Raw genomic sequence first — 18203 nt, forward strand, 5'->3', positions numbered from 1 at the left:
CCCTCGCGCCACTCAGGAGCGTGTCATGAGCGCGATGGGGCTCGAAAAGGTCGGACGCCTAATCGACAGGCTCGATTTCGCACCTGGGTCGGGTGAGATCAGGCTCAGGCGATATCGGTCGGCTCCGCCTTGCGCTTTTGCCCTGTAACCATGGCTCTAACCAGGTTTTCGCGATGGCGAAAGCTTGCCAGCACGACGCCGCCGATGTGGAGGAAAACAAGCAGCAACAAGCCGTGCGCGGCGAGGCTGTGTGCCGCTTCGACCCACGACACGCCGAAAAAGGCGTCCGTGGTCATCAGCCATCCGGTAAGGGCGGTTAAAGCCATGGCTGCGATCAGCACGATCACCATCGCCCCACCTGCCGGATTGTGGCCGATATAGCGGGCCTCGCGACCACTCAGTATCGCCAACAGGTATTGCACCACCGTTGCTGGGTCGCGCAGAAATTGCGTGAAGCGCGCATAGGGCGTTCCGATGACACCCCACAAAAGCCGCATCGATACGAGGGCGGCCGCGACATAGCCCGCCCAATGGTGGATGTCCTCCGAAGAATGAGAAGTGAGCCAAGCCGTTACGAAGCTTAGCACCAGCGCCCAGTGGAAGCTGCGCACGACCCGGTCCCAGACGCGCACCATCTCCGGAGATGGATGCGCGTCCGCGGCCGAAATGATCTGATCAGTTTTCACCGGCTTCGGCATTGTCGAGCTTTTCAAGGGTCTCGGCATTGTAGGCCAGGTTCACCTTCTTGCCGGCCTTGTCCACCGCGTAGACTTCATAGCAGCCCTTCTCCACCTTGATCTGGCGGACGGTGAGACCTTCGCCGGTCAATTGCGTCTCGAGCGTTGCCTTGGGCTTGAACTGTGATTTCGGGGCGGTGCTGCAGCTGCCGCCGGCGGCGAGGGCTGGCCCCGCAACGACGCCAGCGAGAGCGGCGATAATGAGTGTGCGATACATGATGGCTCCATTCGGGAGGTTGGGCGCAGATGCCGCGCCTGCTGGGATTTCGATCGGTTCTGTCAGACGGCGATTTCACCGTCATTGGTGCGAAATAACCAATTCAAGCTGACAACTGGCTGACAGTTGTATCGGCGCCGCCGAATGACCTTGCGGAAGCCAGTTTGATCTGGCGCAAGGACGGCGTGTGGCTATACGGGCAGGATCGCCGTCGGGACGGGAAGCGTTTTTGCTGCTGTTCTGGAGGAGATCGCTATGAAAGCCATACTGAGGAGTGCAGCGCTCGGACTCGCTGCCGCAATGCTCATGGCCGGCAATGCCGGCGCCGTCCAGGCAGCCGCGCTTGTTCAAGTCTCCCTGTGGGACAAGGGCGCCAGCACGGAGATGCCGACGGGTCTTGCCTATGCGGCGCCGGGGCTCGATCTCGCCAAGGCGACCATGGGCGTCAAGGCCTTGCCCGGTGCGGTGAAGGCCGGGGAGGTCACATTCAACGTGAGGAATGACTCCAAGGACACCGTTCACGAAATGATCGTGATGTACCTTGCCGATCCCAGCAAGCCGCTTCCTTACGTTGAGGCCGAGAACCGGGTCGACGAAGACAAAGCCGGCGACAAGGGCGAGGTTTCGGAGCTCGATCCTGGCAAATCAGGCACTTTGACCGTCGAACTGAAGGCTGGAAAATACCTGCTCATCTGCAACGTGCCAGGTCACTATGGCGCCGGCATGTGGGCCGAATTCACCGTCGATCCGTAACCCTGCGGGATCCAAGTCGCGTAGGTCTTATCGTTGATGCCAGCGACCATGCCGAACTTGAGTGACCGTCTTAAGCCTCGCGATCATCGAGAATGCGAAACGGGCTTGGAGCGCAGACAGATCATCAGGCGATGTCCCGTCAGCTCAGTTTTGCGTTTTCACCCTTGATCATGCTCCGACCAGATTTTTCGCGAAGCGAGTGCTTACCGTGCGAACCTATCCGACAAATAGCGCACGGAAACGATGACGCAACGGAACGACCGTGAGGCGGTTTAGCCACGTCTGATGAAGGTGCGGCCTCATCCTTGGTCGCCTGCCTCCGCTGTCAGCGCGTTGTCAGCTTGGCTGTTCTAGCCGGGTGCCGCGACCATCAATGATTTGCCAAACACGCGCTTGTGCCGCAAGCGATCAGGAGCCTTTCGAACATGCAACCTTTCAAGACCGGACTGGTCTTCGTTCTTCTAGCCGTGTCGGCACCCGCCTCCGCCAACACGATCGTAAACGTCAAGCTGTGGGACAAGGGAGGCGTCGCGAACCCCGACGCAAAGATGGGAATGGGCATGCCGGCAAACATGAGCATGGCGACGATGAGAATCAAGCTGGATCAAACCGTCGTGCCCGCGGGCAAGGTGACCTTCGAGGTTCAAAACAGCTCCAAGGACGCAGTCCACGAGATGATTGTGGTGCCGGTGACCGATGTCAAAAAGACTGCGCTGCCCTATGTGGCAAATGAAAATCGCGTCAATGAGGATGCGGCGGGCCATCTCGGCGAGGTCTCTGAACTTGATCCGGGCAAAACCGGATCGCTGACGCTCGACCTCAAGCCCGGAAACTATGCTGTCTTTTGCAACATTCCCGGCCATTTCATGAACGGAATGTGGGCGACAATCCTGGTCAAATAGGCCGTGGTTTGATGAGGCACCCGCCGCGCCAAAGGCGCGGCGGCTTTTTTGATTTCGTATACGTCGTTGTCCCGATCAGAATCGAACTCGAGCGACCCGCCTGGAGGCAGCCATCAGGGCCGCTCGACCCTTGCCACCTGGTAGGTGTGCATGGCGCCGTTGCGCGCAATCGACACATATTCACCGGTGACGAACCGTTCCTCGCCGAGATGAAAACCTATTTCGTCGTCGCGATCGCCTTCGGCATAGTCGAAATACCATTGCCCGCCGGGCTTGCGCCTCAATCTTCCGACCAGATCTTCCTCACCGGTACGAAACCGGCGAACACGGCAAGAGCCCTTGTGCGATTTCCACTCTTCCGCATCGAGCCGGCCTTCGCCGGTCAATGGAGCGAGCATGTCATAGCCTTCTTCGCGGTCGCCTGCCGGATGATCCTTCTCGCGGGCGAGCAGCAACCGGACATTGCGGAAATTCGGGGTGAGGTCTTTCAGACTGGTCATGGCAAACTCCTTCACGGAGTTTCGTGGAGCGGTTTTAGGGCGCGGCCCTTGATCCGCGTCAAACAAGGCTGCGAGAGCAGCACTTCTATCCAGAACCGAGTAACAAGAAGGTGCAGATGCCCAGGGTCGCGGCGACCAGGGTTGCGGCAGCGAGTGGCAACCAGAATCTGACCGGACCGGCAAATACTGCGAACGACAGGCGGCCGAGCGCGTTTGCGGCCAGCGCTACCAGCACGGCCTGGCTCACCGTCCCGATTGGGACCGAATGCTTGATCAGTCGCAAGGCACTGAGCACCGAGACGTCAACATCGAAAGTGCCTGCCAGCGCCGAGGTACCCAGCAAGCCGCGGCCGCCGAATTGAGCTGCCAACGCAGCGCTTGCGGTCGCGACAACCGCAAACAGCAGGGCGAACAGCAGGAGCGGACCCAACTCGAATGGGTTGCGCGCGATAGCGCTGCCTTCACTATTTCCGCTGTCGTGCGCGAGCAGTAATGCTCCGCAGATAGCGAAGGCGAACGCCGCGGCAATCGCCGGAATGCCGGCCGAAGAGAATACGCTTGGCTCGATGATCAGGACCACGGCACAAACGCGGAGCACCGAAACCATGGCAGCAAGCGAAGCGGCTCCGGCAAGCGGCAGGGGGTTGCTTGCCGACATCGCGTTGCGGGCAAGCGCCATGGTTACGGCGGTGGAAGAAACGATCGCACCGGAGAGCGAACTGACCAGCAGACCACGCGTGGTTCCCAATAGGCGAACGGCGACATAGCCGGCGAATGATATCGAGGCCATCAGCACCGTCAGGAACCAGACCTCCCAGGGATTGAAACCGCCCCACGGGTCCATCGTCCGGTTTGGCAGCAAGGGCAAGACGATGGCCGTCATCACTGCCAATATGAGCGCGGAACGAAGTTCCACCCAGGTCAGTCGCTTCAAAAGACCGTGCAGGATCTCGCGGCTGGCCAGGATTGCCGCCAATGCCGCGCCACCGGCGGCAGCGGCCCGATAATCGCCAACGACGGAAAGTGACCCAAGGGCAAAGACGCCTAGGCCCGCGATCACGCTCGTCACGCTGAAATCTTCGTCATGGGCAGCCTCGCGCGCCTTATACCAGGCGAAGATTGCCGCAAAGGCGATGAAGCCGCCGACCAGCACCGATACCGAGCCTAGTGCACTCGCCAGCGCCGCGAGCACGCCACCAAGCAGGCCGGAAATGCCGAATGTCCGGATGCCAGCTGTGCGACTGCGATCGGGCGCATCCCGCTCCTGCCAACCACGCTCCAAGCCGACAAGAAGCCCAATTGCGAGCGCCAGTCCAAGCCGGGCGATGAGCGGATCCATTGGCGCGACGACTTCAGGCGGTGACCGTTGGCAGACGGTCACGTACCCATCTGACAATCTGGCCTGCCGTCATTGCGCCGGATGTGCGCGCGACTTCGCGCCCGCCATGGAACAGGATCATGGTCGGGATGCCACGGATGCCGAGCCTGGCCGCGACAGCCTGCTCATTGTCGGAATTGAGTTTGATCAGGCGAACATGGGGCTCCAGTTCACTTGCCGCCGCTTCATAGGCCGGTGCCATCATCTTGCAGGGGCCGCACCAGGGTGCCCAGATGTCGACGACAACGGGCAGGCTGCTGCGCGCGATCTGATGATCGAAACCAGCGGCGTCGACATCTTCGGGATGCCCCGAAAACAGCCTGGTCCCGCACCTTCCGCATTTTGCCTCACTGGCATTGCGAGCGGGTGGCAGGCGGTTGACCCCACCGCATTTGCTGCAAACCACCAGATTTTGCTGTGCCATGGCCATTCACCGATTTTGTTCTCGATCACTATGCGCGCCGCAGATGCCCATCGCCAAGGGTGCGCAATGCATTCAGGATAACCGCCACGTCGATCCCTTCCTGAAGCAGCGCTCCGGCAACCGGCGTGATCTGCCCCATGGCCGCTGCAATCATTGCCAGCCCGGACAACGCCAGCCCGGCGATGATGCTCTGCAAGGCGATCGATCGCGTTCGCCGTGCAATCTGGACTGCATCGGCGACGGGCTGCAGCCTGTCGGTCAGCACGATGACGTCCGCCGCCTCGGAGGAGGCGGTGGCACCCCGTGCGCCCATGGCGACACCGACCGTTGCCGCCGCAAGCGCAGGGGCATCGTTGATGCCGTCGCCGACCATCATTGTGGGCGCCTGCGCTTTCTCGGCCTCGACTGCGGCGACCTTTTCGGCAGGGGTCGCGTCGGCGACGACGACATCGAGGGCGAGCAAGCGTGAAATCCGCTCGGCCGCCACGCCGTCGTCGCCCGTGAGCATAATCATGCGCTTGATGCCCGCCTTGCGTAGCTTGCCGATTGTGTCGCGCGCATCAACGCGCAGGGCATCCCCGAACGTGAAAATCCCGGCAAGCTCTCCACCGACGGCGACAAAAACCCTAAGCACGGGATTGTCCCGGTATTTTTCTTCGCCGCTTTTCGCCCAGCCGGGCAGCGGCTGGTCGGCGAGCACGAGAGCCCGCGATCCTGCGGCAATAGACATGTTTTCGACCCGGCCCTTCAGGCCCGCGCCGCGATGCTCGCTGACATCATGGGGATGCGAAAGCATCAGCTGTCTGCCGCGCGCCGCCCGGACGACGGAGTCGGCGAGCACATGGTGCGAGGCCTGCTCCAGGGATGCGAGCAGCTGCAGCAGATGGTTGGCGTCACGGCCGGGTGCAGCTTCTATTTCGATGAGCTCGGCGCCGCCGATGGTCAAGGTCCCCGTTTTGTCGAAGATCGCGGTTCGGACTTGCGCAAGCGCCTCCAGCGCCGTGCCGCCTTTCATCAGGATGCCAGCACGCGCGGCGCGCGAGACGCCACCGATGAAGGCAACGGGCGCGGCGAGGATGAGCGGGCAGGGCGTTGCGACAACCAACACCGCAAGCGCTCTGATTGGGTCGCCGGAAACATACCAGGCGACACCGGAAACCAGCAATGTGAACGGCAGAAGGAACAGGGCGAAGCGGTCGGCCATGCGAATGAACGGGGATTTAGCGGTCTGCGCTGCAGCGACCATGCGCACGATCGCCGCATAAGTGCTTTGTTCCGCGAGGGCAGAAGCCCGCATGTTGAAGGTCTCGCCGGCATTGACGGTGCCGCTGTGCAGCATATCGCCTGCGCTGCGCCGTTCCGGCAGGGGTTCTCCGCTCACCGCCGACTCGTCGAGAGAGGCCGAAGCATCGAGCAGAATGCCGTCAACAGGAAGCAGTTCGCCGGCACGAACCAACAGCACATCACCGACAGCTACGTCTTCGACAGAGATGGTCTCTGTCCCTCGGGTTGACGTCCGATGGGCGACACGCGGCGATCGGTCGGTCAATGCCTTGAGGTTCCGTTCGGCGCGGCCGCGAGCGAAATCCTCAAGCACTGTGCCGCCGGCATACATGATCGCGACCACCACTGCCGCGAGGGGTTGTTCAAGCAGCAGCGCGGCGGACATTGACACCAGCGCAATCGCATCGACACCGAAGCGGCCTATCCAGAAATCACGCAGGATAGAGATGGCGAGAGCCGCCACCACGGGCAAGGTCGCCACCGTCCAGATCGTGTTGGCTTCAAGCGGGCCGAGCCCGGTTCGCCACGCTCCAATCCCAATAGCGAGACCCAGGATGGCAATGACCAGCAATGCGCGTCGCAAGGTGGACTCGTTCATGCGATGCCTTTCGATTTGATCGATGCTCGCCAATCTTCGCCAGCGCTGACGGCGCGCGTCGAACTCGCGCAACAGCTAATAGCGAGAACCGGAGAACGCTTTGATCCAACGCAACGAACGGGCAAGATCGACGGGCGATCATCGCGACGAACAAGAGGGCATGAGGGTGACGATCCGAAATCTCGAACATGCGTTCGCCCCAAAGTCCGTTGCCGTGTTCGGGGCATCGGAGCGCGACGGCTCTGTCGGCCGCGTCGTCTTCGACAATATCGTCAGCGGCGGCTTCGAGGGCGAGATCTGGCCGGTCAATCCGAAATATTCGCAAGTGGCCGGTCGGCAATGCTATGCCAAGGCGGCCGATCTTCCGGGTGTTCCAGACCTTGGTGTCATCGTGACGCCGCCTGGGACAGTCCCCGCCATCGTGCGCGACCTTGCTGAAAAGGGCACGCGGGCGGCGGTTGTCATCACCGCCGGGTTGACGCACGAAAACGGTCTGCGCCAGGCGATGCTCGATGCGGCCAAGCCCACTGTTTTCCGCATCATTGGGCCGAACACGGTCGGTCTGATGATCCCGCCATTACGGCTCGATGCCGGATTTGCGCATATGGCCGCCAGACCCGGCAACATCGCACTGCTGTCGCAATCAGGCGCCATCGCCACGTCGCTGATCGATTGGGCGGCTGACAACCATGTCGGTTTCTCGCAGATCGTCTCTCTGGGCGACATGGCGGATGTCGACGTGGGAGATTGTCTGGACATGCTGGCGGGCGACATCCACACACGCGCCATCGTAATGTATCTCGAAACCATTCCCAACCCGCGCAAGTTCATCTCGGCCGCCCGTGCGGCGGCACGCATCAAGCCGGTGATCGCGATCAAGTCGGGCCGGCACGAGCAATCGGCCAAAGCGGCCGCGACCCATACCGGCGCGCTGTCGGGGGCGGATCGTGTCGTCGATGCTGCCTTGCAGCGCGCTGGCATATTGCGCGTCAAAGGCCTCACCGAGTTGTTCGATGCGGTTGAAACGACCGCTCGTTTCGTTCCGCTAGAACGAGCCCGTGTCGGCATCGTCACCAATGGCGGCGGCGCCGGCGTGCTTGCCGTGGACCAACTCATCGAAGGCAACGGGGAACTGGCCGAACTGTCGGCGGAAACGATCGCCCGTCTGAATGCCGTCCTGCCGAGCACCTGGTCCCACGCCAATCCGATCGACATTATCGGCGATGCCCCGCCAGAGCGCTATCGGGTCGCGACCGAGGCCGTGGCGGCCGATGCTGGAACCGACGTCGTCCTGGTCATGAACTGCCCGACCGGGCTCGGCTCGCCGCTTGCCGCGGCAAGCGCGGTGGCGGCGCTCGCGCAGGACGGCAAGATCGGCGGCAAACCGATCCTGACCTGCTGGCTTGGCGAACACACGGCTCGCGAAGGGCGGCGTGTTCTTCAGGATGCCGGCATTGCCAGCTTCGAAACGCCCTCCGATGCCGCAACGGCCGTCTCCTACCTGAGCGAATGGTCGCGGGCTCAGCGGGCATTGATGCGCACGCCGTCGAGTCACAGCGAGGACGCTAGAAGCGGCCGAGAAGCCGTGCTTGCCATATTCAGGCAGGTGGCAAAAGGCGGCCGGCGAATGCTGACCGAGCCCGAAGCCAAGGCGGCGATTTCCGCCTACGGCATTCCGGTGCCCGAGACGATCGTCGCCAGATCTCCTGTCGAAGTGGAAGCGGCTGCTGGCCGGCTCCTCAAGNCATTCCGGTGCCCGAGACGATCGTCGCCAGATCTCCTGTCGAAGTGGAAGCGGCTGCTGGCCGGCTCCTCAAGACGTCCGCGCAGGTCGTCGTCAAGTTGTTGTCCAAGGCGATCTCGCACAAGTCGGACATTGGCGGGGTGGTGCTTGGCATTTCTACCTCTGCCGCCGCCGGGGAGGCCGCACGCTCAATCGAGGCGCGTGTGCTCGGCCACGCTCCGCAAGTCGATATTGAAGGCTATGCCGTTCAGCCCATGGTGACTCGGAAACAGGCGCAGGAACTCATCCTCGGCATGAGCCGCGATCCGATTTTCGGCCCGGTCATCCTGTTTGGAGCTGGTGGCGTTGCGGTCGAGGTGATGGACGATACCGCGATCGCGTTGCCGCCGCTCGACGACGTTCTTTCCGATGACCTGATCAGGCAAACGCGGATCGGCCGCCTGCTCGCCGGGTTCCGCGATCGCAAGCCGGCGGACAGGCAATCGATCATTGCAGCACTCACCGGCCTGTCGCAGATGATCATCGACTTTCCGTGCCTGGTTTCGTTGGACATCAACCCGCTGCTGGCCGACGCCGAGGGCGTGATTGTGCTTGACGCCCGCATCGAGATCGAGCCGGAACGCGTGGAAGAGGCGGGGCCTAACCCGGCGCTCGCCATCAGGCCTTATCCGTCGGGTTGGGAAAAGACATTTTCGGCGGGCGACATGGACTATAGTATTCGCCCGATCAAGCCGGTCGACATCGCGCTCTATCCCGAATTCCTTGCCAGGATTTCGCCTGACGATTTGCGCCTGCGTTTTCTGTCGCCGCGCAAAAGCTTCTCCGACCAGATGTTGAAGCGGCTCACCCAGCTCGACTACGATCGCAACATGGCCTTCGTCGCGCTGGAGACACGCACTGGCGCTTTGGCGGGCATCAGCCGTCTGTCCTGCGATCCCGACCACGTCAGTGCGGAATACGCATTGCTGGTTCGGACGGACTTACAGGGGCAGGGCCTGGGTTGGGAGTTGCTCAGCCAGATCGTCGACTATGCAAAGGCCGATGGGATCCGCCGCATCCAGGGCATCGTGCTTAGTGAAAACAGCAAGATGCTGGCAATGTGCCGTGAATTCGGCTTCTCCATCATGCATCTTCCGAACGAGCCCGGCCTTGTCGAGGCCAAGCTCGAACTCTGTTGAGGCGATCATCCGCAACAGTCAGGAGGCCGTGCGCAGGGTCTGCGAAGCATCGCGCTCGCAACATCTCCTCAACTCCGCGACGATGTCGACGAGCTTTCGATCGGACTCGGTCTTGCGCCAGGTGGCCTGGCTGACATTTCGCTGCAATTGACGCGACAGGATATCGGCCGTGGCGTCCGAGGGACCGCCCTTGCGTTCACTGACCCGCTGCCAAAGGACGAGTGGATCCGCCTCCAGCCAGAAACCGGAGAATGGGATACCCCGGTTGCGTGCCGCCTTTTCAATTCGCTCACGATCGGCCGGTCTGTCGAAAACCGCATCAGCTACAACCGAGCCGCCCTCGGAGAGGATCAGGCCGGCGCGCCATGCCATTTCGTTGTAGACCCGTTCGGAGACCTCAGGTCGATAGGCCTTGTTCGGCAGCCGCGTTTCGGCCGGCACGCCATGCATCGCTTTGCGGATGCGGTCGCTTTCGACAATGCGGGCACCGGGCGGTGCACCGATCTTGGCGGCGAGCGCCTCGGCAATGGTCGTCTTGCCGGAGCCACTCAGGCCACCAATCGCAACGAGGCGGGGCGGTGTTTCCTGGAGCAATGCTTGGGCCAGGTCGAAATAGGATCTGGCTTCGGCAGCCAATCTGTCGCTATCGGCACCGCTTTGCTCGACCTGGGTCGCTGTGACGTGGGCGCGCACGGCAGCCCGCACCGCCATGAAAAAGGGCAGCAGGATGAAACCGTCCTCATCGTCGGCTTCGTCGAGATAGCGGTTCATCACAAGATTGGCGAGCTCCGGAAACCCCCGGTGCCAAAGGTCCATCAGCAGGAAGGCAAGGTCGTACAAAACGTCGATGCTGGCGATCTGGTCGTTGAATTCGATGCAATCGAAGAGGCGGGGCTCGCCGTCGAGAAGGCAGATGTTGCGCAGGTGCAGGTCGCCATGGCACCGGCGAATCTTGCCTGCGGCTTCGCGGCGGTCGAGCAGTCCGGAGTGGCGGGCGAGGGCGGTGCGGAAGGCCTTTGCAAAGGTCTTGACCTCCGGTTTCGTGAAAACGTGGCTGGTGGCAAAGGCGGCCTCGTTGATGTCGAGCACGCCGGCCATGTTGGACGACCCGCTGCCATTGTGGATTGTCGGCGCGGCACGGTGGTATCCGACGATCATGCGCGCAACCGCGGTCATCAGCGCCTGCGTCAATTCTCCCGCGGCAGCCATGCGATCAAGAAGCTTGGATTGGTCGAAGCGGACCATCTCGATCACCGCGTCGACCATCTGGCCCGCGCCGTCAAAAGCCAATTTGCCATCCGCCTCGCGTGTGACGCGCCGCACTCCCAGATAGAGGCCGAGTGCGGTTTTCGAGTTGAGTTCCACCTCTTTTTCGCAAGCGGCCAGCCTCAGCGTCGGCGTCGAGAAATCGACATAGGGCAGCTTGACCGCCCGTTTCATCTTGTAGGCGCGTTCGCCAGTCAAAAAAATGCGCGAGATATGAGTCTCGATCGCTTCGACCGGTCCCGCCACGCGATATGAGGCAGGATCAAGCAGGAACGCGATCACGGATTGCTGGTCGTCAACAATCATGTCCGGCCTCTTCGACGCCTTGTCGCGCGGGGACTGTTTGCGCCTTCTGCTTCATTGCTGCAGCGTCTCGACATAACCGGCCAGATCATGGATCCGCTCCCTGGTGACGATTTCGCCGGCGTTAGGGCCATATTTCGTCACGTCGCCAGGCAGGAACTGGTTGCCCCACACCGGCATATCGCGATCGCCATGCGCGGGCACCATGCCGCGGCCATCGATCATGGCAAAGACGCGCCAGTAAGGGAATTCGCCGCCATTGCGCCTGGAGAGGCGCGTCAGGTCGCTCGGCCGCTTCATCAGTTCGTCGCCCAACGGTCCATCCCCCTTGCCATCCGGGCCATGGCAGACGGCGCATGAGTTCATGTATTCCGCCTTGCCGTCGCCGAGTTCCCGGGCGGTGGCCGCGTCAAAAACCAATCCTGCCAGAGCCGCCGCGATCAGGAATCTCATGTGTGTTTCCTCGATTGATTGGCTGAAATCTACCGCCTCGCTTTGGCAGCGCGTTGATGCGGATCAATGCCGCCGCGGTCACGGTGTTTGATTCAACTCAATGAACGCGCTGGCCGTCCTCGCTAGTGACTGAAACCACGACTGACCCTTCAATCGGAATCAGGAGTTGCCGCCGTGACTTTCAAGACACTGCTTACGGTTACCGGACCGAACCAGGGCGAGGGCGATCTGAAGCTCGCCTCCAACCTTTGCGAACAGGTCGGTGCCCATCTCTCCGTGCTCGTGCTCGAACTGGCAGCACCGCCCTCGGGCGGCGAGTATGCCGCTGTCGTCTCGCCCGCCTGGCTTGAGGAACGGCAAGCCGAGTTGAAAAGGCTCGAGAAACGAATTGCGAACGTCGCCGGGTTTCTCGCCCAGAGCGCCGTGTCTGCTGATCTGAGTGACGACTATCCCGACATGGGATGGGCAGACGACGTCATCGGAAGGCGTGCCCGCTACGCCGACCTGACCATTCTGGGACCGGATCTGCTGGCAAGCCATGCGCTGAGGGACAAAGTCATCGAGGGAACACTGTTTTCATCGGGAAAGCCCATTCTGCTTGTTCCCGAGGGCTCGCGCCCGACGCTGAAGGCGAAACGCATCCTCGTTGCATGGGACGCCCGTCTTGAGTCATCGCGCGCCGTCCGCGAGTCGCTCGATATGCTGAAAGGCGCCGAAGATGTGCGCCTTGTCATCGTCGATCCCATTGAAAATGAGTTCCATCATGGTGAGGAGCCAGGTGCAGACGCCGCGGCCTATCTTGCCCGGCACGGCGTGAAGGTTACGGTCGACCGGCTGCCGAGCGCGAATCATTCGGTTGCCGACGTGCTTAGCCAGCATGCTGTCGATGTTGCTGCAGAGTTGATGGTGATGGGCGCCTATGGTCACTCCCGGTTGCGCGAACGCATTTTTGGAGGTGTCACCAAGTCAATGCTTGCGGGTCAGCCGTTGCCGGTCTTGATGGCGCGATAGCAATTCTACGGCAGGAGAAAAGGGCCGGTGCAGATTGCGCCGGCCCTTTTCGTCACTCGCAAGCCTTGATGGGCCGACTACTCGCTCGCTTCCCGTCCGGATGCCTGCTCGATCAGGATACGAAAGAAAACATGCGGTGCACTGTCGGCCGTGGGAGGAATGACGGGCTTGAGTGAGCCCGGCTCCCACCAGTCGGCGTGCTTGCTCAACACCGACCAGGCATGGTCCCGCTGGAGCTTATGGCCAATCCGGTCAGGCAGCTCCTCGTATCGGCCATCGACAACGACGCTTTTCCATCCGCGGCCCTGGCCATGTTCGTCGACTTGGATGCACACCAGCGGATTGGCGCGCATCCAATCGATCTTCTTGCCCGGCATTGAGAACGCGTAAAGATGGGCATCCGCATGGGCGTAGTGAATGGGCACGACGTAGGGCTGCTTATCCCTTGCGCATGCCAGGCGGCCAACGCGATTGGCCGTCAGGATTTTCGTGCATTCCAAGGCAGAAAGCGTGCGGATCAGCATGACGTGACCTCCTATTTCTCACGGTTGTCCCGTGTCATTGATTTTGTGGTGGCTTTTGAGCCATGGCCAGCGGCGTGTTGCGCACTTCGATGCTGTCAGGCTTTTTGCGCGACCGAATAGCCTCGTCCATCGCAGCGGCGACATCGCTGTCGGAGAGCGGAGGAAAAAGCAAATACAGCAAATAGCCCAGGGCACGGAAATCTCCTGGCTGACTAAGGCAGACCACACGATCGGCTTCCCGTGCCAGGTCAGCAACTGTCTCCTGCGGTGAAACAGGGACTGCCACGATGATTTGCCTCGGTGACCGTCGCTTGAGGGCATGAAGCGAGTTAGCCCAAAAAGGCGACGAACACCTTGATGCGTATCAAGCGCGGCATCGAGGTCCGTTGCCGGCTCTGCATTTCGGGCAGGGGTGAAACGGTTGATCCTGATCAAGGACATGGCGAGGAATGGCGTCAGATTTGCCAGTTGGCGGCTTTCCTTTGCATGTCGTCGTAATGGAGCAATCGATAATGCACACTCGGACCGAACTGTTGTCTTTGGACATGCCGTTGTTGCCGATGGCGGAGAATGGTCAGAAATTCTTCCTCACTGCTGCATCCCTTCAGATGCACGCCTTCAAGGCGATGATGCGCTATAACGTCGAGGCGCTGGCGTTTCTGAAGCATCGTTGTGAACAGGACGCCAAACTGGCCGATGACTTGATCACGGGTACGCAGTTCAATGACGCCTTCGACACCTTCGCCGCTTTCCTGCAGAATGCGACATCGCAATACGTGACCGAAGCTGGCAAGGTCGCCACACTGACCTCCCGGCTCGCCTCCGAAACAGCCAGACACATGCGCAAGGGCGCCAGGATCGCGATCGAGAATGCTGCGGCGAAGACAGTCGCGTAGACCGGCAATGCGGAGATCGTCAGACAACATGAACACCGTTTACAGGCATGGTCGTCTTAAGGCTTCCGTACTCGCACTGGTGTTACTCGGATATGTGCAGCCCGCCTCGGCCGACAGCGTGACGGAGCATGGCAAGGGCTTGGTGGAAGTCAATTGCGCCCGCTGCCACGCCATTGGAAAAACCGACGCGAGCAGTCATCCTGACGCCCCGGCGTTCCGTACCTTGTCAAAGCGCTATCCGATCACTGATCTCGAGGAGGCCCTCGCCGAGGGGATTTCGACTGGCCACCCGGACATGCCTGAGTGGATCGCAAGCCCCGACCAGATCGAGGCAATCATCGCTTACATCAGCACCCTGCAGGAGCCGTGACCCACGCTTCAAATGCTGCAGGCGATCGAGCCTTGGTGCCATCAATCGTGCCAAGGAGCGATCGATCTCGCGGCTGATTGCGAGCCGCAAACCCGGCGAAGCGACTAGGGCAACATCCGGTCGGCGGCATGGAAGAACGAGCGAGCATGCGCCACGATCTGGGCCTCCGTAGGATGATCGGCAGGTTCGACGCCGACGATACGATCGTTCAAGTGGCGGTCGCGTATATGTTTTGCCAGCTCGTCTTTTGCCGATCCCGGCCCTACGATTAGCCATTCCTTCGCCGGCTGCAGGGCTGTGACGATGTCGTGGTAGAAGGACTGGTCTTCCGGCGCACGCTTGCCGTCGATGGTGCCTGCCTTGTTGTGGATTTGATGATGCGCAAGCGTGGTGGCAAGCTTCAGGTTTTCGGTTGTCTCGCGATTGAAGAAGAACACTTTGGCTTCGCGACGGTCCAGCCAGGCGACGGCATGTTGGGTCTGCATTCCGGAACATCCTTGCGTATATCGTTGAGGGGTAAATGCAATCATTCTCCGGAGTTACCGACGGCATTAAGCCGGCTGCGACTCCAGGATTGCCAGGACAGACCCAGGTTCAATGACCGCACTCGCTGATGCGACAATGGTCGCGCGACCAGCTGCCGGCGCGACAATCTCGTGCAGTGCGTCTTCAACGCGAACTTCAGCTATGCGTTCTCCGGCCTTGATTGTGTCACCGCTGGCAATGAACCAGCGTTCCAGGATGCCCTCCGGCAACATGCTGGACGCCCATAGCGCTTCATCAACCTTGATATAGTGCATCGCGATTCTCCCTGTAGCGTCGAACGATATGCCCCTGCGCGGCGCAGTCCTTGATCACGATCAAACGGCCTATGACGCAGATGCCGCGATCGTACGGTGTTTGACGCGGACCAAATTCTGGTTAGGCAGCCCGCTTAAGATGGCCGAGCATCGCCAAGGCGAGGCCATGAATCGGTTCAGGGAAAGGTGCCTATCGCCATGGACGTCGGATCCGGTATGGGCGCTGCGATCGCGATCAATTGCGTTGCCCGCGACCGGCATATGATGGCGTCTGCGGTAGGAACCGTTATCGACATCGGTTCGACGCCGGCAATAGCGCCTGCGTGGCAGACGATTTCAGAAAATGATGCAGATCAAAGCGTACCACACCATTTGCGAAGATTTTGATGCGATGTGGGAACCAATCCTAAGCGCTCCCTTTGGTCGCGATCTCAAACTGGGCGTCATCGACGAAGACGGCGAGCACGCGCTTGTGTTTGCCTGCAGAAGGGAGAAGGAGGGCTGGAAGAATGCTGCCAGTGGTGCCCGTGTCGATATCCGACCGACCCATTGGCGCGACTGGGAAGGGACCGAAGTCAGGATTCGCAAACCTCTCGAGGACTCTCCTTAAGATCTGGATTCCACGATCAGCGCCATACGCACCAGGTGCGACAGACTGCTCGCCGCCATTTTGCTCATCACATTGGCCCGGTGGATTTCGACCGTGCGCGGACTGATCCCCAGATCGTAGGCGATCGTCTTGTTGGGCAGACCGGAAACAAGCCCGTCCAGCACCTGGTGCTCGCGGTCTGACAAGGTCGACAGACGCTCGCGGATATCCGCAGACTGGGGATGCGCCGCGTTCGCCTCGTTCCGGTTGGCCAGTGCAGAGCGGATCGCCAGGATCAGCATCTCGTCATCGAACGGCTTTTCGATGAAATCGGAAGCGCCTTCCTTCATGGCCTGAACGGCGAGCGCCACGTCGGCATGGCCGGTCATGACGATGACCGGAATCTTATGTCCACCTGTTCTGAGTTGCCGTAGCAATTCGATGCCGTCTATTCCCGGCATGCGCACGTCAGTGACGATGCAGCCGTCGAGATGGCCACTCGCCGCTGCGAGAAAAGCGGTCGCCGATTCATGCAGGCGCACGGCAAAGTCAGCCGTTGCCAGAAGAAAGCCAAGCGACTTGCGAACATCCACATCGTCGTCGACGACGTGGACCAGATCACTGTCGGCCATTTGTGACCTCATCCTTCTCAATGATGCGTAAGGTGAACCGAAAAGCGGTGCCACCCGTTGCCATTGCCTCGGCCCAGATGTGACCGCCGTGCGATTCAACGATGGTGCGGCAGATGGAGAGGCCGACACCCATACCCTGCTTCTTGGTGGTCACAAATGGCTGGAAGAGTTGCGCCGAAACCTCGGGCGCGAGCCCCGGACCGGTATCGATCACGCTCACTTCAGCCATGCCATCTTCCCGGGCAACGGTTGTGATTTTCAATTCACGGCGCGGCGTTTCCTGCATGGCCTCCACCGCGTTGCGCATCAGATTGAGCAGAACCTGCTGAATCTGAATGCGGTCGGACAACACCAGTTCCGCGGCAGGATCGAGCTTATAGCTGACCTGGACATTGATCTCCCTTGCGCCGACCAGGGCGAGCGACGAGGCCTCCTCAATCAGCGCCGGCAGTCGTTCCACCTGACGCTCGCTTTCGCCCCTGGCAACAAAATCGCGCAGATGTCGAATGACGTCGCCTGCCCGCAGGGCCTGCTCGGCGGCCTTTTCCACGGCATCCCGCAGCATCGGCGCGTTCTTTTCCTCGCTATTCTCGAGAAGCCGTCGGCTGCCCTTCAGGTAATTCGTGATGGCTGTCAGCGGTTGGTTGATCTCATGGGCAAGCGTCGATGCCATCTCGCCAAGCGCGGTAAACCGCGCCATGTGCAGAAGCTCCTGCTGCTGTTCCTGAATTCTTGCTTCCGCGCGATGACGTTCGGTCAGGTCGCGGCAAAAGCCGGTAAAGAAGCGTCCGGTTCCCGGGTGCATTTCGCCGACGGAAAGTTCCATCGGGAAAGTAGTGCCATCCTTGCGCGCCCCGGTCACGGTGCGGCCGAGCCCGATGATCCGGCGCTCTCCCGTCGTCAGGTACCGAAGCAGATAGGCATCGTGCTCTTCGCGATATGGCGCCGGCATCAGCATTTTGACATTCCGTCCGATGACCTCGCCTGACTGGTAACCGAACAGCGTTTCGGCAGCCGTGCTGAAGGACTGGATACTGCCTTGCTCGTCAATGACGACCATCGCATCGGGCACGGTCGCCAAGATTGAACGCAGATGATCTTCGCGCAACAGAAGCGCAGCATTCGCAAATGAGAGGTCGCTGACATCCGTGCCTTCAATGAAGATGGCGGTGATTCGCCCATCGTCGGCCTTGATCGGCTGATAGACAAAATCCAGGATGCGCTCTTCAATTGGCCCATCACTGCTGTTGCGGAAGCCGACCTTCACGCCTTTGCCGCTATAGGGCTGGCCGGTCATGTACACACGGTCGAGCCGTTCGAGAAATTCGTGCCTCTCGAGTTCGGGAAAGGCCTCGCGCGCCGATTTTCCAATAACCTGCCGATCGCCAACGAGATGCTGGTAGGCGGCATTGGTCAGCACGAATACATGGTCAGGCTCACGTATCAGGGCCATGAATCCGGGAGCTTGCTCGAACATTTGCGACAACAGGGATTTCAGCGTCGTCCCGCCAGGTGTCAAACTGAATGCTTCGTCTTGGATCACCTGCGGTTCCTAGTCTCGAGACACATAAAGAAGGCCTAACTATCACTTCTCCGATCAGAGACAAAATGGATCGAGGCCGAAGTGTAGATGCAAAAGCAATT

At 60.8% G+C, this 18203-nt stretch carries 20 protein-coding genes and 1 pseudogene; 7 read left to right on the top strand and 14 right to left on the bottom strand.

What is annotated here, in order from left to right:
- Positions 1-104: 104 nt before the first annotated feature.
- Together X743_RS158190 and X743_RS158185 are read right to left on the bottom strand one after the other, a co-directional pair.
- Positions 105-698, bottom strand: a complete 594-nt coding sequence (locus X743_RS158190; protein WP_348625897.1) for a cytochrome b/b6 domain-containing protein — start codon at positions 696-698, stop codon at positions 105-107.
- Positions 676-954, bottom strand: a complete 279-nt coding sequence (locus X743_RS158185) for a PepSY domain-containing protein (protein WP_023765247.1) — start codon at positions 952-954, stop codon at positions 676-678. Before X743_RS158185 ends, X743_RS158190 begins: the two co-directional genes overlap by 23 nt.
- A gap of 255 nt (positions 955-1209) precedes the next feature.
- On the opposite strand from X743_RS158185, the gene X743_RS158180 reads away from it, so the two are divergent.
- Both X743_RS158180 and X743_RS0135840 read left to right on the top strand, forming a co-directional pair.
- Positions 1210-1707: a sulfocyanin-like copper-binding protein gene (locus X743_RS158180; RefSeq protein ID WP_023765248.1), complete on the top strand. Its 498-nt coding sequence runs from the start codon at positions 1210-1212 to the stop codon at positions 1705-1707.
- A gap of 425 nt (positions 1708-2132) precedes the next feature.
- A complete protein-coding gene (locus X743_RS0135840) occupies positions 2133-2609 on the top strand; it encodes a plastocyanin/azurin family copper-binding protein (protein ID WP_031257648.1) in 477 nt (158 codons plus the stop codon).
- Between the two features lie 113 nt (positions 2610-2722).
- Here the strand turns inward: X743_RS0135840 and X743_RS158175 are convergent, their stop codons facing one another.
- The 4 genes from X743_RS158175 to X743_RS158160 all read right to left on the bottom strand — a co-directional run bounded on the left by X743_RS158175 (position 2723) and on the right by X743_RS158160 (position 6793).
- Positions 2723-3109: a hypothetical protein gene (locus X743_RS158175; protein ID WP_023765250.1), complete on the bottom strand. Its 387-nt coding sequence runs from the start codon at positions 3107-3109 to the stop codon at positions 2723-2725.
- An 85-nt stretch (positions 3110-3194) separates the two neighbouring features.
- Positions 3195-4448: an MgtC/SapB family protein gene (locus X743_RS158170; RefSeq protein WP_023765251.1), complete on the bottom strand. Its 1254-nt coding sequence runs from the start codon at positions 4446-4448 to the stop codon at positions 3195-3197.
- A 13-nt stretch (positions 4449-4461) separates the two neighbouring features.
- Positions 4462-4911 carry a thioredoxin TrxC gene (gene trxC / locus X743_RS158165; RefSeq protein ID WP_023765252.1) on the bottom strand — a complete coding sequence of 150 codons (450 nt, stop codon included), beginning with the start codon at positions 4909-4911 and terminating at the stop codon, positions 4462-4464.
- Between the two features lie 28 nt (positions 4912-4939).
- On the bottom strand, positions 4940-6793 hold the full coding sequence (locus X743_RS158160) for a heavy metal translocating P-type ATPase (RefSeq protein ID WP_023765253.1): 1854 nt from the start codon (positions 6791-6793) through the stop codon (positions 4940-4942).
- A gap of 166 nt (positions 6794-6959) precedes the next feature.
- On the opposite strand from X743_RS158160, the pseudogene X743_RS01000000168870 reads away from it, so the two are divergent.
- A pseudogene (locus X743_RS01000000168870) lies at positions 6960-9715 on the top strand (bifunctional acetate--CoA ligase family protein/GNAT family N-acetyltransferase).
- A gap of 18 nt (positions 9716-9733) precedes the next feature.
- On the opposite strand, the gene X743_RS158155 reads toward X743_RS01000000168870, so the two are convergent.
- Together X743_RS158155 and X743_RS158150 are read right to left on the bottom strand one after the other, a co-directional pair.
- On the bottom strand, positions 9734-11287 hold the full coding sequence (locus tag X743_RS158155) for a bifunctional aminoglycoside phosphotransferase/ATP-binding protein (RefSeq protein WP_023765254.1): 1554 nt from the start codon (positions 11285-11287) through the stop codon (positions 9734-9736).
- Positions 11288-11338: 51 nt separating this feature from the next.
- Entirely contained in the window at positions 11339-11737 is a 399-nt protein-coding gene (locus X743_RS158150) for a c-type cytochrome (protein ID WP_023765255.1), read from the bottom strand.
- A gap of 174 nt (positions 11738-11911) precedes the next feature.
- Between X743_RS158150 and X743_RS158145 the strand changes: the two genes are divergently transcribed.
- Positions 11912-12748 carry a universal stress protein gene (locus tag X743_RS158145; RefSeq protein ID WP_023765256.1) on the top strand — a complete coding sequence of 279 codons (837 nt, stop codon included), beginning with the start codon at positions 11912-11914 and terminating at the stop codon, positions 12746-12748.
- Positions 12749-12825: 77 nt separating this feature from the next.
- Here X743_RS158145 and X743_RS158140 read toward each other — a convergent pair whose 3' ends face one another.
- Both X743_RS158140 and X743_RS1000000170505 read right to left on the bottom strand, forming a co-directional pair.
- Positions 12826-13272, bottom strand: a complete 447-nt coding sequence (locus tag X743_RS158140; protein ID WP_023765257.1) for a pyridoxamine 5'-phosphate oxidase family protein — start codon at positions 13270-13272, stop codon at positions 12826-12828.
- A gap of 34 nt (positions 13273-13306) precedes the next feature.
- A complete protein-coding gene (locus X743_RS1000000170505; RefSeq protein ID WP_198028430.1) occupies positions 13307-13558 on the bottom strand; it encodes a hypothetical protein in 252 nt (83 codons plus the stop codon).
- A gap of 163 nt (positions 13559-13721) precedes the next feature.
- On the opposite strand from X743_RS1000000170505, the gene X743_RS158135 reads away from it, so the two are divergent.
- Together X743_RS158135 and X743_RS158130 are read left to right on the top strand one after the other, a co-directional pair.
- Positions 13722-14168, top strand: coding sequence for a phasin family protein (locus X743_RS158135; protein ID WP_245264199.1), 447 nt, complete (start codon positions 13722-13724; stop codon positions 14166-14168).
- Positions 14169-14196: 28 nt separating this feature from the next.
- The gene (locus X743_RS158130) at positions 14197-14538 is read left to right on the top strand and encodes a cytochrome c (protein ID WP_023765260.1); all 342 of its coding nucleotides are present in this window, start codon (positions 14197-14199) and stop codon (positions 14536-14538) included.
- Between the two features lie 104 nt (positions 14539-14642).
- Here X743_RS158130 and X743_RS158125 read toward each other — a convergent pair whose 3' ends face one another.
- Together X743_RS158125 and X743_RS158120 are read right to left on the bottom strand one after the other, a co-directional pair.
- Positions 14643-15023 (bottom strand): hypothetical protein, encoded by a 381-nt coding sequence (locus tag X743_RS158125; RefSeq protein WP_023765261.1) that lies wholly within the window; start codon positions 15021-15023, stop codon positions 14643-14645.
- Positions 15024-15089: 66 nt separating this feature from the next.
- A complete protein-coding gene (locus tag X743_RS158120; RefSeq protein WP_023765262.1) occupies positions 15090-15338 on the bottom strand; it encodes a lipoyl domain-containing protein in 249 nt (82 codons plus the stop codon).
- Positions 15339-15681: 343 nt separating this feature from the next.
- Between X743_RS158120 and X743_RS20615 the strand changes: the two genes are divergently transcribed.
- A complete protein-coding gene (locus X743_RS20615) occupies positions 15682-15948 on the top strand; it encodes a hypothetical protein (RefSeq protein WP_032922974.1) in 267 nt (88 codons plus the stop codon).
- On the opposite strand, the gene fixJ is transcribed toward X743_RS20615, so the two are convergent.
- Both fixJ and X743_RS158110 read right to left on the bottom strand, forming a co-directional pair.
- Positions 15945-16559: a response regulator FixJ gene (fixJ, locus tag X743_RS158115; RefSeq protein ID WP_023765264.1), complete on the bottom strand. Its 615-nt coding sequence runs from the start codon at positions 16557-16559 to the stop codon at positions 15945-15947. The genes X743_RS20615 and fixJ overlap by 4 nt on opposite strands.
- On the bottom strand, positions 16546-18102 hold the full coding sequence (locus tag X743_RS158110) for a PAS domain-containing sensor histidine kinase (RefSeq protein WP_023765265.1): 1557 nt from the start codon (positions 18100-18102) through the stop codon (positions 16546-16548). The genes fixJ and X743_RS158110 overlap by 14 nt, the downstream gene beginning before the upstream one ends.
- Positions 18103-18203: the final 101 nt, after the last annotated feature.

Source organism: Mesorhizobium sp. LNHC232B00 (assembly GCF_000502435.1).
Classification (GTDB): domain Bacteria; phylum Pseudomonadota; class Alphaproteobacteria; order Rhizobiales; family Rhizobiaceae; genus Mesorhizobium; species Mesorhizobium opportunistum.